We start from the raw sequence: 13,652 nt of genomic DNA on the forward strand, positions 1-13,652 counted from the left end.
CTTTCCGATCCAGGAGATAGACGACAATGCCCAAGCCCACCAAGGGTCCCCGCCTCGGAGGAGGCCCCGCCCACGAGCGTCTGCTGCTTGCGAACCTCGCCGCGGCGCTGTTCACGCACAAGTCGATCAAGACGACCGAGACCAAGGCCAAGCGCCTGCGTCCGCTCGCCGAGCGACTGGTCACGTTCGCCAAGCGCGGTGACCTGCACGCCCGTCGCCGCGTGCTGTCGATCCTGCGCGACAAGGACGCCACGCACGTCCTGTTCGCCGAGATCGCGCCGCTCGTCGCCGAGCGAGAGGGCGGCTACACCCGCATCACGAAGGTCGGCAACCGCAAGGGCGACAACGCCCCGATGGCCGTGATCGAGCTCGTCCTCGAGCCGGTCGCGCCCAAGAAGAAGGCTGCTGCCAAGCCCGCGGCCAAGGCGGACAAGCCCGCCAAGGCCGAGGAGGCCCCCGCCGAGGTCGTCGAGGAGGCGACCGAGGCCGAGGAGACCGCCGCTCCCGCCGCGCTCGTCGACGGCGGCTTCGGCGAGGACTCCGCCGCTCCGCTCGAGGACGGCTCGGCTCCCGAGGGCTTCGACATCAAGGGCAACAAGGACTCGATGAAGTACCACCGTCCCGACGGCCAGTGGTACGACGCGACCGTCGCCGAGGTGTGGTTCCGCACCGCGGAGGCCGCCGAGGCCGCCGGCTTCACCGAGGCCGGCAAGTAAGCCGCTCCCTCCGACAGAAGGGCCCCGCCGTACGGCGGGGCCCTTCTGCGTCTCCTGCTCGTCCGGGCGGGATCAGCGCACGCGGAGGTCCTTGCGCAGGATCTTGCCCGAGCTCGACTTCGGGATCTGCTCGATGAACTCCACGACCCGCACCTTCTCATGCGGGGCGACGTGCGCGGCGACATGGGCCATGACGCCGTCCGCGTCGAGCTGCGCCCCCTGCTGGAGGACGACGAACGCCTTCGGCACCTCCTGGCCGTCCTCGTCGAGAGTCCCCACGACCGCGGCGTCGGCGATGGCGGGGTGCTCGAGCAGCACCGCCTCCAGCACCGCCGGGGCGACCTGGTAGCCCTTGTACTTGATGAGCTCCTTCAGGCGGTCGACGATGCGGAACACGCCGTCCGCGGTCACCGTGGCCACATCGCCCGTGTGCAGCCAGCCGTCCTCGTCCAGCATCTCGGCGGTGGCCTCGGGGCGGTTCAGGTAGCCGACCATGATCTGCGGCCCGCGGAGGAGGAGCTCGCCGGGCTCGCTCGTCCCGGAGGCGGGGACCACGACGTCGCCGCCGTTCTCCGCGACGATGCGCGCCTCGGTGTTCGCCAGCAGGACGCCGATGCTGGAGCGGTCGATGTCGGGTCGGTCGACGGGGATCGCGTGGGCGACGGGACTCGTCTCCGTCATCCCGTATCCCTGGCAGACGGTGCAGTCCAGCCGCTCCGCGACGGCGCGGGCGAGGGCGCCGTCGAGCGGCGCCGCACCGGAGAACACGACCTTCACCGCCGAGAGATCGAACTGGTCGACGAGCGGGTGCTTCGCGAGCGCGACCGCGATCGGCGGGGCGATGAACACCCACGACGTGCGGTGCTCGGAGGCGACGCGGAGGAACTCGGCGAGGTCGAACTTCGGCATCGTCACGAGCGTGGCGCGCTGGCGAAGCGCGAAGTTCAGCAGCACGGTCATCCCGTAGATGTGGAAGAACGGGAGCACGGCGAGGACCCGATCGTCCTCGCCGAGGCTGATCGTGGTGCTGCTCTGGGCGACGTTGGCGACGAGGTTCCGATGGGTGAGCATCACGCCCTTGGGGCGGCCGGTGGTGCCGGAGGAGTAGGGCAGGACGGCCAGGTGCGTCGCCGGGTCGAACGAGACGTCCGGCGCGGCGTGCCCCTCGCCGAGCAGCGCGGGAAGGGACGGATGGCCCTCGGCGCCGTCGAGCACGATGACGTGGTCGTCGGCGATGCCGAGCTTCTCGGCGGCGGCCTTCGCGCCCGGCAGCAGCGGGCTAACGGTGACGATCCATTCGGCGCCGGCGTCCGTCAGCTGCGCGGCGATCTCCTCGGCCGTGTAGAGGGAGTTGATGGTGGTCGCGGTGGCGCCGGCGCGAAGCAGGCCATGGAAGACGGTCCCGAACGCCGGGATGTTCGGGCAGAGCACGCCGACGACGGTTCCGACGCCGACCCCGCGGGCGGCGAGGGCCCCGGCGAAGAGGTCGATCTGCGCGAGGAGCTGACGATAGGTGGTCTCGGCGCCGGAGGTGCCGTCGACGATGGCCGTCGTGTCGAGGCGCGCGTCGTCGAGGGTTCCGAAGAGGAACTCGTGGATCGAGACGTTCGGGATCTCGATGTCGGGGTGGGGACTGCGGATCATGGGATCTCCTTCGGATCGCAACACTGCGTTCGGGATTCGCGCGGTCGCCCGAGACCGGCTTCGTGCGATTCAGTCTCGCACAACCTGACACGCAGTCCCAGGGTGAACTTTGCGGCGGAGATCCGGGGGAGCACGGCCGAACGGCGCGGAGACGCCGTCGTCCCGCCGCTCGATACCCTGGACTCGTGCGCATCCGCCTCGACATCTCCTACGACGGCACCCACTTCCGCGGGTGGGCGCGGCAGCCGGGACTCCGCACCGTGCAGGGCACGATCGAGCAGGCCCTCGCGCGGATCGTCGGATCGGAGGCGCAGCTCGTCGTCGCGGGGCGCACGGACGCCGGCGTGCACGCGAGCGGCCAGGTCGCCCACGTGGATCTCGACGAGGCGCAGTGGGCCCGCCTCGGTGCGCGCCGGGGACCCGACGCACAGGATCCCGCGGGATCGCTCGCCCGCCGGCTGCGCGGGGTGCTCGGGGCGTACGCCGATGCGACCGTGACGCGGACCTCGATCGCCCCGGGGGGCTTCGACGCCCGGTTCTCCGCGGTCTGGCGCCGCTACCGCTACCGGCTCGCGGACGACGCGAGCGGGTACGACCCGCTGGCCCGGCACGACACGACCTCGATCCGCGGAGAGCTCGACGTCGCCGCCATGGACGAGGCCGCCCGCGGGCTGATCGGCCTGCACGACTTCGCGGCGTACTGCAAGGCGCGCGAGGAGGCCACGACGATCCGCACGCTCCTGGACTACCGGTGGCGGCGCGACGACGCCGGGGTCCTCGTCGCGGAGGTGAAGGCGGACGCGTTCTGTCACAGCATGGTGCGCGCGCTGGTCGGAGCCTGCGCCGCGGTGGGGGAGGGGCGTCTGGACCCGGGCGACCTCGTGCGGCTGCGCGACGAGCTCACCAGGACGAGTGCGTTCAAGGTGCTCGCGGCGCGCGGGCTCACCCTCGCGGAGGTCGGGTACCCCGCGGACGAGCTGCTCGCGGCGCGTGCCGAGCAGACCAGGAACCGTCGAGATCGGGACGAACCGATCGACTGACCCCCGGCATCCGGCTCGGAACGGCGGTCCCCGGCGGCCGGTCCCCGGACCGGCCACCGGGGCGGGGGAGGTGCCCCGGCGACGGCCCCAGTGCTCGCGTTACCGGAAACGACCTGCCCGTTCCCGGCGGGCGGTGGCCGTAGGGTGAAGCTACTCGAAGCCTCTTCACACGACGCCGGGGGACTGTGATGGACGAACGCGACGACGCCGACACGGGCTTCGCCGGCGCGCTCAGCCGGGCGATCGCCGCCAGCGGGCTGTCCCTGAGCAGCCTCCACGCCCGTCTCCGGGACAACGGCAACCCGGTGTCGGTCACGACGCTCAGCTACTGGCGCTCCGGGGCCCGTCACCCCGAGAGCGCGACGTCGCTGAGCGCGATCGAGGACCTCGAGCGCATCCTCGGGCTGGATCCGGGGTCGCTCTCGCGTCTGGTGTCTCCGTTCGCCCGGCTGGGGGCGGTCCCCGCGCCGCGGGTGCCCTTCGACGCCGAGCGGGAGCGGCGCGAGACCGAGGAGACGTTCGCCGCGCTGGGAGCGGCGCCCCAGGCCGCCATCCGGGACCTGTCGACGCACATGACGGTGCACGTCGGTGCGGACGGCGCGGTCGAGCGGACGACGACGCGTGCCCTGATCCAGGTGACCCGCGGCGTCGTCGAGGAGCTGCCGCTGATCGACGTCGCCCCCGAGGAGACCGAGGTCACTCCGGTGATCGAGGACGTCCGCGGCGGGAGGATGGCGCGCGAGTGGCGGCACCCCGGCGGCCTGTTGTCGGGCATCGTGATCGCCTTCGATGAGCCGGTCGTCGCCGGCGAGACCGCCCTCATCGAGTTCACCGAACGCCTCCCGCCGGGGTATCCGCCCCGACGAAGCGCCTGGCACGGCACTGCGCGGCCCTCCCGGGAGACGCTGATCTGGGTGATCTTCCCCGAGGGCGCCGAACCCGACTGGTGCGAGGAGTACGTCGAGCGGGACGGCACGCCGGAGACCTCCTCGCCGGCGCTCCTGCTGGGGCGGACCGCGCACGCCTTCCGGCACGGCTTCGGACCCGGCGTCCTCGGCCTCCGGTGGGGCTGACCCACCGGACGTCCGGGAGTCCGGAGTAGCGTGGGTGCCGATGAGGGTGATCTCGTACAACCTGCGCAAGCACCGCGCCGCCGGCGAGCTGCATGACCTGGCCGACGTGCACGCGGCGGATCTCCTCTGCCTGCAGGAAGCCGACACCCAGGCGCTCCCGGAGCGGCTGGGCGGGCTCGTCCTCGCCCGCGCCACCCAGGGGAACCGCCTCGGGCTCGCCGTCTACCACCGGGAGAACACCTTCCGCGTGGGGGAGGTGCGCGCGTTCGAGCTGAAGAAGTCCCTGCACGACCGCGTCCTGCGTCCCGCGCACGAACGGGTGCTCGGCGTGCGGCTGCGCGACATCGACAGCGGCGGCGACTTCGTGATCGCGTCCTTCCACGCGGCGCCCCTCACGGCGTTGAACTCGCTGCGCCGCCATCAGATCCGGGCGGCGCTGGACGCCCTCACGGAGCTCGGCGACGGCCTTCCCATCCTGATGGTGGGCGACTACAACTACCCGGTGTTCAAGGAGAACCTCGGCCAGGCCGTCCGCGACCACGGCTACACCCTGACCCTGAGCGACGAGCGCACGTACACGCGGTACCGGGTGTTCCGCGGGCACTACGACTTCGCGACGTCCATCGGCTTCGACATCCGGGAGATCCGGACCCTCGCGCAGGGGTCCAGCGACCACCGTCCGATCCTCGTCGTCGCCGAACCGGGCTGAACCGGGGCATTTGGGGAAGACGGTCGGATGCCGTAAGCTATCCCTTTGGTGCCCCATGCCTCGGCGTGTCCGAGGGGCGGGGCGCACGAACGTGAGCCCTCCACTGGCGCCCTTCGGCAGGTGCAGGACCGGAAACGGTCCCGACGGTCGAAGCGCCCCGGAGCGGGATTCACGAACCTCTCCGTTCGAATCAAGAAAGCAGCACTATCGTGACGCGCACTTACACCCCGAAGGCCGGGCAGGTCCAGCGTGACTGGGTCGTCATCGACGCCACCGACGTCGTCCTCGGCCGTCTGGCTTCGCACGCCGCAGCGCTCCTGCGCGGCAAGCACAAGCCGACCTTCGCCAACCACATCGACTCCGGCGACTTCGTCATCATCGTGAACGCGGACAAGGTCGCGCTCACGGGCCAGAAGCTCCAGAAGAAGATCGCCTACCGCCACTCGGGCCACCCGGGCGGGCTCAAGGCCGTCGCCTACTCCGAGCTGCTCGAGAAGAACCCGGTCCGCGCCGTGGAGAAGGCCGTCCGCGGCATGCTCCCGAAGAACAGCCTCGGCCGCCAGCAGCTGGCGAAGCTGAAGGTGTACACGGGTGCCGAGCACCCGCACGCCGCGCAGCAGCCGAAGACGTACACCCTCGACCAGGTCGCCCAGTAAGCGCCGCCCAGATAAGGACATACTCGTGGCTGACATCCAGGACACCACCGAATTCCCGCAGAACTTCACCACCTCGACCCCTGAGGCCGAGGCCGTCGAGAGCGCGCCCCGCCCCGTGCTGAGCGTCCCCGGCGCCGCCGTGGGCCGCCGCAAGCAGGCCATCGCCCGCGTGCGCCTCGTCCCCGGTTCGGGCACCATCACGGTCAACGGCCGCACGCTCGAGGACTACTTCCCGAACAAGCTGCACCAGCAGCTGATCAACGACCCGTTCACGGTGCTGAACCTGCAGGGTGCGTACGACGTCATCGCGCGCATCTCGGGTGGCGGCGACTCGGGCCAGGCCGGCGCTCTGCGTCTCGGCATCGCCCGTGCGCTCAACAACATCGACGCCGAGAACAACCGTCCGGTCCTGAAGAAGGCCGGCTTCCTCTCGCGCGACGCCCGCGTCATCGAGCGCAAGAAGGCCGGTCTCAAGAAGGCCCGCAAGGCTCCTCAGTACTCGAAGCGCTGATCCTCACAGTCCCTTCTATGGCACTGTTCGGTACGGACGGCGTGCGTGGGCTGGCCAACGGCCCCCTCACCGCCGATCTCGCGCTCACCCTGGCCCAGGCGACTGCCGTCGTCCTGGGCCAGGGCCGTATCGCCGAGGCGCGCAGGGCCGCCGGCAAGCGGCTCACCGCCGTCGTCGCCCGCGACCCGCGGATCTCGGGACACTTCCTCAGCGCCGCCGTGGAGGCGGGGCTCGCCTCCTCGGGCGTCGACGTCCTGGACGCCGGCACCCTGCCCACGCCGGCGGCGGCGTTCCTCATCGCGGACGTGGACGCGGACTTCGGGGTCATGATCTCGGCGTCGCACAACCCGGCGCCCGACAACGGCATCAAGATCTTCGCTCGCGGAGGGGTCAAGCTCCCCGACGTCGTCGAGCAGCGGATCGAGGCCGCGATGGCGGGCCCGAAGCTCCAGCCGACCGGCGCGGACGTGGGGCGCATCCAGCGCTTCTCGGACGCGGAGGACCGGTACGTCATGCACCTGCTGGCGTCGCTGCCGCACCGCCTCGACGGCATCCACGTCGTGCTGGACTGCGCGCACGGCGCCGCCTCCGGTGCCTCGCCCGAGGCGTTCCGCAACGCCGGGGCGAAGGTGACCGTGATCGGCGCGGACCCGGACGGCATCAACATCAACGACGGCGTCGGCTCCACGCATCTGGACAAGCTGGCGGCCGAGGTCGTGCGCGTCGGGGCGGACGTCGGGATCGCCCACGACGGCGACGCCGACCGCTGTCTCGCTGTGGACTCCGAGGGCAACGTCGTCGACGGCGACCGGATCATGGCGATCCTGGCCGTCGCGATGAAGCAGCGGGGGAAGCTCTCCCAGGACACGCTCGTCGCGACCGTGATGAGCAACCTCGGGCTGCACGTCGCGATGCGCGAGCACGGCATCACCGTGCGCACGACCGGCGTGGGCGACCGCTACGTGCTGGAGGAAATGAACGCCGGCGGGTACTCGCTCGGCGGCGAGCAGTCCGGGCACGTGATCCTCAGCGACTTCGCCACCACGGGCGACGGGCTCCTCACGGGCCTGCATCTCGTGGCCGAGATGGCCCGTCAGCGCAAGACGCTGGCGGAGCTCGCGTCCGTCATGACCGTCTACCCGCAGGTGCTCGTCAACGTCAAGGACGTGGATCGCACCCGCACGGACGACGAGGTCGTGACCGCGGCGGTGCGCGAGGTCGAGGCCGAGCTCGGCGAGTCCGGCCGCGTGCTACTGCGGGCCTCCGGCACCGAGCAGCTCGTGCGCGTGATGGTGGAGGCCGCGGACGCGGAGTCCGCCCACGCCTTCGCCGAGCGCCTCGCGGACGTCGTCCGCGAGCGCCTGGCCCTGTAACGCGAGCCTCGCCCAACGCCATCGGGTTGCGCCGAATCAGGCAGACGCGCGGGATCAGGCAGATGGCAGCAGATGTCGCCTGAGCTCGCGCGTCTGCCTGATCTCGCGCGCTCGCGCGGGGCGCCGGATCAGGCGTGCGCGGCGTGCGGGGCCGGAGCGGGACTCCAGGCGAGCTGCTCGATGTAGCGCAGCAGCACGCCCTCGCGCAGCGCCCAGGGCGACACCTCCAGCTCGTCCACGTCGAGGGCGGTCATCGCGGTGTGCAGCACGACGGCGGCGGCGACGATCTGGAAGGTCCGGTCCGGCGTGATCCCGGGAAGCTCCTGCCGTGCGGAGGCGGGGAGGCGCGCGAGTCGCGGGATCCAGGATCCCAGGGCGGTGCGCGGCAGCAGCAGCCGCTCCGATCCGGACCACCCGACCGCCTGATAGCCCACGAGCCGGGCCAGGGAGCGGATCGCCTTCGAGGAGCCCACGGCGTGGTCGGGGGAGGGGAGGGCGGCGAAGCGCTCCGCGATCGGGGCGATCACCTCGGACGCATGCGCGCGCAGGTGCTCGGCCGCGTCCTCGCCCGGCGGGTCGTCGGGGAGGAAGCCGATCGTCATGCGTCCGGCGCCGAGAGGCGCCGAGACGGCGAGGTCGGGCAGCTCCTCGGATCCGGCGGCCAGCTCCAGCGATCCGCCGCCGATGTCGAAGAGCAGGATGTTCCCCGCCGACCACCCGAACCAGCGCCGGACGGCGAGGTAGGTGAGCTCCGCCTCGGTCTCTCCGGCGAGGACCTGCAGCGGCTGCCCCAGCGCCGCCTCGATCCGGGCGATCACCTCCGGCCCGTTGGACGCGGACCGCACGGCGCTCGTCGCCGTCGCCAGCAGCGCGTCGACCCGTTCCGCCTCGGCGACGCGCCGGGCCTGCGTGACGGCGGTCTCCAGCGCGACGACGCCCTCCTCGCTGATCGCGCCGGACGGCGTCAGGAACCTCATGAGGCGGAGGATCGACCGGTCGCTCGTGGTCGCGAGCGGGCGGCCACCGGGGTGGACGTCCGCCGCGAGCAGGTGCACGGTGTTGGATCCGATGTCGAGCACTCCCAGTCGCACGTGACGAGACTACTCGCCGCGCCCTCACCCGATGGGGAACGGCCGGCACGCCGCCGCGATGAGCTCCGCCACCTCCTCGTGGTCCCCGTCCACGGCGGCGCTGTTCACGTGCACGCGCTCCTCGGGGAACGGCGCGGCCTGGAAGAAGCGGCCCGGGTGCACCGCGATCCCCTGCTGACTGAGCCGGGTGCAGACCGAGTGGTCGTCCGGGACCGGCAGCCAGATGCACGGGCCCGCGGAGGGCTCGACCTCGAATCCGCGCGCCCGCAGGGCATCGGCGAGGAGACGGAACCGGTCGCGCACTCCGTCGCACAGGGCGTCGAGCTCTCGCCGCGACGCGTCGTCGGTGAGCAGGAAGGCGAGCGCGCCCTGCACGAGGCGGCTGACGAAGCGCGTGGAGTACGTCAGCCGCATCCACATCGCGTCGATGAGCTCCGAGGTCCCGCCGACGACCGAGACGCGCATGTCGGCGCCGAAGAAGAGGTTGTAGGAGCGGATCTGCGTGACCTGTCGCGGCCGGAACCTCCCCAGTGACACGTGGTCCGGATGCAGCAGCGACAACTGCGAGAGCTCGAGGATCGGGAGGGTGTCCGGGAGGAACTCGGCGGCGGCCTCCGCCCACCCCTCCGTGACGGAGCGGCCGGAGGGCATCTGGCCGGTCGGCTGATACACGAAGGCCACGGGCTTGCTGACGAGGGCGCGGCGCAGTGCGACGAGGTCCGGCCCCTCGACGCCGTACTCCACGGCGACGGCCCGCGCGCCCAGCGCCTCGAGGACGTCGAGGATCCGTCCGTGCGTGGGGGACTCGACGATCACCGCGTCCCCGGGCTTGACGAGCAGGGAGAGCGCGAGCTCGACGCCGTCCATGAGCCCGTGCATGGTCACGAAGCGCTCGGGCTCGAACGGCCAGGTCCGGCGCACCGCATCCTCCAGCTCGGCGGTGATCGGCTCCGCGAACGGCTCGTGGAGCCGCGGCTGGGTCACGGACCACGCCATGGCGCGGGAGAGGTCGGGGTACGTCAGCCCGTCGGTGCGGATGTTCGCGAGGTCGCGCACGCCGCTGACGGTGCTCCGGATCATGCTCTCGTACCGCAGCGCCCGCGGCGTGGGCGGCTTGCCCAGGACCACGGTCCCCCCGCGGCGGCGGGTCTCGATGAGGCCTCTCGCGCCGAGCTCGCGCCACGCCTCGCCCACCGCGGACCTGCTCATCCCGCAGTCCTCGGCGACCTCGCGCACGGTCGGCAGCCGGTCGCCCGGCGCGAGAAGGCCCGCGGCGATCATGTCCGCGACCGTCTGCGTGAGCGCCGCGGTGGTCCGCAGCGTCATGCGGCTGTGCAGGAGATCCAGGGGTGTCGGATCCTCCATCGTCCTCCTTTATGTCCGGGGACATATTGGTCTTGTAGTTCCTCTTTGGCCGATCATAGGATCCGACCAAGTGATCTGCCAAGGGCCGACCCGACCGTGTCCCTCCTGATCGCGACCCGAATCCAAAGGAGGATGTCATGCCCAGGTCCCGGAGCCCCTTCCCCTCCCGGCGCCGCCGTGCCGCACTGACCGTCGCCGCCTCGATCGCCGGCCTGTCGCTGGCGTTCACCGGATGCGCACCGCTTCCCTCGACGTCCGGCGACACGGGCGCGGCGACCGACGCCCCGGTCGAGACGGTCGCCGACGGAGGCTCCCTCACCTTCGCCGCGACGTCGCCGATGGAGGACTGGAACCCGCTGTCCGCCGCGGGGGACACCACCGGCCAGCGCCAGCAGCAGTGGCCGATGTACCCGCACCCCTTCCTCAGCCAGCCGGACACCTCCGTCGTCCTCAACGAAGCGCTGCTGGAGTCCGCCGAGGTCACCGAGACGGACCCGATGACGGTCGTGTACCGGATCCAGGACGACGCGGTCTGGTCCGACGGTGTTCCGATCACGGCCGACGACTTCGCGTACACCCAGGCGGTCCAGGACCCGGAGAGCTGCCCGGACTGCCTCGCGGCCTTCACCGACGGCTACGACTCGATCGAGAGCGTCACCGGCAGCGAGGACGGGAAGACCGTCACCATGGTCTACTCCGAGCCGTTCTCGCAGTGGCGCGCGCTGTTCAACTACCTCCTTCCCGCGCACATCGCCGAGGGATACGGAGACCTCGCGACCTCCTTCAACCAGGGCTTCAGCCAGAACGTCCCCGCGTTCTCCGGCGGCCCGTACATCGTGAAGGAGTACACCGAGGGGATCTCCCTCACGCTGGCCAAGAACCCGAAGTGGTACGGCGAGCCCGCGCACCTGGACGAGGTCATCATCCGCTACATCAAGGGCCAGGGGGAGCAGGTCACGGCCCTGCAGAGCGGCGAGGTGCAGATGGTCTACATGAACCCGACCGTCGACACGGTCGAGCAGGTCAAGACGATGCCGAGCACCACGTACAGCATCGGTGCGACGCTGACCTATGCCCACCTCGGCATGAAGACCACGGGCGACGTGATGAGCGACCCCGCGCTTCGCAAGGCGATCTACACGGCGATGAACTTCTCCGACATGTACGCCCGCACCGCGGGGCAGGCGGCGCCCGACGTCCCGCTCATGCAGAGCGCCGTCTACGTCCCCGGGCAGCGGATCGGCGGGGTCGAGGCCTACCGTCCCAACACGGAGAAGGTCGGCATGGGGATCGGTGACGTCGAGAAGGCCACGAAGATCCTCGAGGACGCCGGCTACTCGATCGAGGGGGGAAAGCTCCTGCTTCCCGACGGCTCGCCGCTGCGCGACCTCACCTTCCTCACCTACGCCGCCGACCAGACCCGCATGGACATCGCCGTGATCGCGCAGCAGCAGCTCAAGGAGATCGGGATCACGATCGTCATCGACCCCGCCGACGGCGCCCGCTACTCGCCCGCGCTGCGGGAGGGCTCGTTCGACATCATGGCCACCGGGACCGCGCTCGATCTCGGACCGCTCTCGATCCAGCAGTGGTACGGCACCGGTGCGCCCCGCTCCTTCGGGTACAGCAACCCCGAGGTGGACGACCTGCTCGCCCGGGCCTCGGCGGAGCTGGACGAGGAGAAGCAGGTGGAGCTGATGAACGAGCTCGACCTCCTCCTCCTCGAGGACGGCGTGGTGATGCCGCTCTTCGCCTACAGCAACATGGCCGCCTACGCGGACAAGTACCGCAACATCCACGTCGACCCGAGCAAGTACGGCGTGACGATGAACATCGAGCAGTGGGGCATCGCCGAATGACGCACTCCGCGCGGGCCGGCCGACGCAGCCCGGCCCGCGCGGTCCTCCCGATGCACGACATCGGACGCTGCGTGCTCGACCCCTACGAAAGGTGACCCCTTGACCACCGATTTCATCGTCGTGTCCCCGGACGACGCCGTCGAATTCAACGACGTGTATCGCAACGTGACCGGAAGCGCCGGATACATCGCGTGCAACAACCTGTACAGCCGGCTGGTGCTCAACGAGTGGAGCGACATCCACCCGTATCCCGACCTCGCGACGCACTGGGAGTGCCTGGACGGCGCCCGTCGCTGGCGCTTCCACCTGAACCAGGCCGCGCGCTGGCACGACGGGATGCCGCTCACGGCGCACGACGTCCACTACACCCACACCCACGCCATCGCGAACGGCTACACCGGCGGGCGGATGCTCAAGGACGTCGCAGAGATCGAGATCGTGAACGACCACACCCTCGACTACCACCTGAAGGGCCCGAACTCGGGCTTCCTCGTGATGCTCGGGAACTTCGTCTGGACCCACATCCTCCCCGCGCACCTGTACGAGGGGACCGACTGGGCGACGAACCCGCACAACCTCGACCCGGTCGGATCCGGGCCCTTCCGCTTCGCCGAGTGGATCCCCGGCGACCGGATCGTCATGGAGGCGGTGAAGGACCACTGGGGCCCGCGCCCCGAGATCGACCGGCTGATCCTCAAGATCGTCCCCGATCGCGACGAGTGCGTGCGGATGCTCGCCCGCGGCGAGGCGCACTACTTCCCGCAGGACACGCTCACGAAGGACCGGCTGCCGCTGCTGGAGGGCGCCACCGCCGGCATCGAGCTCATGCTCGACCGCGGACCGGGACAGGCCCTCCTCGACTTCAACCAGGCGCAGGACCGGTGGAAGGACGTCCGCGCCCGCCGGGCGATCGCCCAGGCGGTCGACCGCTCGGAGATCGACGCGCTCGGCGACCCTGGCATCTCGCAGGCCTGGGGCCACTACCTGCTCGCCAGCACGGACTGGGCGTTCAACGCGGAGGCGAAGGCGCCCGCGCACGATCTGGCCGGCGCCGAGGAACTGCTGGACGAGGTCGGGATGACGCGCGGCGCGGACGGACGCCGCGGCCACCTGCGCCTGTACTACATGGACACGTTCGACGGGCACCGTCCGCTCGCACGGATCGTGGCGGACCAGCTCGACCGGGTCGGCTTCGACGTGACGTGGTCGGGGCTCAGCTCCGTCGACTGGGCGAACACGATCACGCGCGACCGCGACTTCGACCTCATCATCATCGGCGGCTCCATGACCCCGGACCCGGAGATCATGTCGACGAAGTACTCGACCGGCGGCGACAACAACGTCGGCGGGCACGCGAACCCGGAGGTCGACGCGGCGTTCCAGCGGGCCAGGGAGGCCCTGACGATCCCCGAGCGCGGGGAGCACTACCGGGAGCTCCAGACCGTCCTCGCCCGGGACGTGGAGTACGTCCCGCTGTTCTGGTACGGCACCTACTTCGCCCGCAGCACGGACTTCTTCGGCTGGTCGGACCAGGTGGCGTACACGGTCCCGTGGTGGCACTGGGGCCGGATCCGGCCCGTCGCGACCGCGGACCGCGTGGCGGCAGGCTGACGCG

12 protein-coding genes are annotated in these 13,652 nt (G+C 70.9%); 9 read left to right on the plus strand and 3 right to left on the minus strand.

All coding sequences use genetic code 11. From position 1 onward, the window contains the following. Positions 1–26 precede the first annotated feature (26 nt). On the plus strand, positions 27–716 hold the full coding sequence (gene rplQ, locus K8F61_RS17700) for a 50S ribosomal protein L17, sunset domain variant (protein ID WP_231820125.1): 690 nt from the start codon (positions 27–29) through the stop codon (positions 714–716). 72 nt (positions 717–788) lie between these two features. Here rplQ and K8F61_RS17705 read toward each other — a convergent pair whose 3' ends face one another. After that, positions 789–2,360, minus strand: a complete 1,572-nt coding sequence (locus K8F61_RS17705) for an AMP-binding protein (protein ID WP_231820126.1) — start codon at positions 2,358–2,360, stop codon at positions 789–791. Between the two features lie 185 nt (positions 2,361–2,545). Between K8F61_RS17705 and truA the strand changes: the two genes are divergently transcribed. The 6 genes from truA to glmM all read left to right on the plus strand — a co-directional run bounded on the left by truA (position 2,546) and on the right by glmM (position 7,722). Then, on the plus strand, positions 2,546–3,400 hold the full coding sequence (truA, locus tag K8F61_RS17710; RefSeq protein WP_231820127.1) for a tRNA pseudouridine(38-40) synthase TruA: 855 nt from the start codon (positions 2,546–2,548) through the stop codon (positions 3,398–3,400). A gap of 188 nt (positions 3,401–3,588) precedes the next feature. Beyond that, complete coding sequence (locus K8F61_RS17715) at positions 3,589–4,473, plus strand: hypothetical protein (protein WP_231820128.1); 885 nt, start codon at positions 3,589–3,591, stop codon at positions 4,471–4,473. 40 nt (positions 4,474–4,513) lie between these two features. Further along, entirely contained in the window at positions 4,514–5,182 is a 669-nt protein-coding gene (locus K8F61_RS17720; protein ID WP_067242120.1) for an endonuclease/exonuclease/phosphatase family protein, read from the plus strand. A gap of 209 nt (positions 5,183–5,391) precedes the next feature. Then, positions 5,392–5,838: a 50S ribosomal protein L13 gene (gene rplM, locus K8F61_RS17725; protein ID WP_067242136.1), complete on the plus strand. Its 447-nt coding sequence runs from the start codon at positions 5,392–5,394 to the stop codon at positions 5,836–5,838. Positions 5,839–5,863: 25 nt separating this feature from the next. Then, positions 5,864–6,349: a 30S ribosomal protein S9 gene (gene rpsI / locus K8F61_RS17730; protein ID WP_067242140.1), complete on the plus strand. Its 486-nt coding sequence runs from the start codon at positions 5,864–5,866 to the stop codon at positions 6,347–6,349. Between the two features lie 17 nt (positions 6,350–6,366). Then, a complete protein-coding gene (gene glmM / locus K8F61_RS17735) occupies positions 6,367–7,722 on the plus strand; it encodes a phosphoglucosamine mutase (protein WP_231820129.1) in 1,356 nt (451 codons plus the stop codon). A 128-nt stretch (positions 7,723–7,850) separates the two neighbouring features. Here the strand turns inward: glmM and K8F61_RS17740 are convergent, their stop codons facing one another. Continuing rightward, positions 7,851–8,813 (minus strand): Ppx/GppA phosphatase family protein, encoded by a 963-nt coding sequence (locus K8F61_RS17740; RefSeq protein WP_067242147.1) that lies wholly within the window; start codon positions 8,811–8,813, stop codon positions 7,851–7,853. Between the two features lie 24 nt (positions 8,814–8,837). After that, the gene (locus K8F61_RS17745) at positions 8,838–10,178 is read right to left on the minus strand and encodes an aminotransferase class I/II-fold pyridoxal phosphate-dependent enzyme (RefSeq protein ID WP_231820130.1); all 1,341 of its coding nucleotides are present in this window, start codon (positions 10,176–10,178) and stop codon (positions 8,838–8,840) included. A gap of 137 nt (positions 10,179–10,315) precedes the next feature. Between K8F61_RS17745 and K8F61_RS17750 the strand changes: the two genes are divergently transcribed. Both K8F61_RS17750 and K8F61_RS17755 read left to right on the plus strand, forming a co-directional pair. Next, positions 10,316–12,037, plus strand: a complete 1,722-nt coding sequence (locus K8F61_RS17750; RefSeq protein ID WP_219085620.1) for an ABC transporter family substrate-binding protein — start codon at positions 10,316–10,318, stop codon at positions 12,035–12,037. A gap of 99 nt (positions 12,038–12,136) precedes the next feature. Further along, positions 12,137–13,648, plus strand: coding sequence for an ABC transporter substrate-binding protein (locus K8F61_RS17755; RefSeq protein WP_231820131.1), 1,512 nt, complete (start codon positions 12,137–12,139; stop codon positions 13,646–13,648). The last annotated feature ends 4 nt before the right edge of the window (positions 13,649–13,652 follow it).

Origin of the sequence: Microbacterium resistens, assembly GCF_021172025.1 — a bacterium.
In the GTDB taxonomy this organism is placed as follows: domain Bacteria; phylum Actinomycetota; class Actinomycetes; order Actinomycetales; family Microbacteriaceae; genus Microbacterium; species Microbacterium resistens.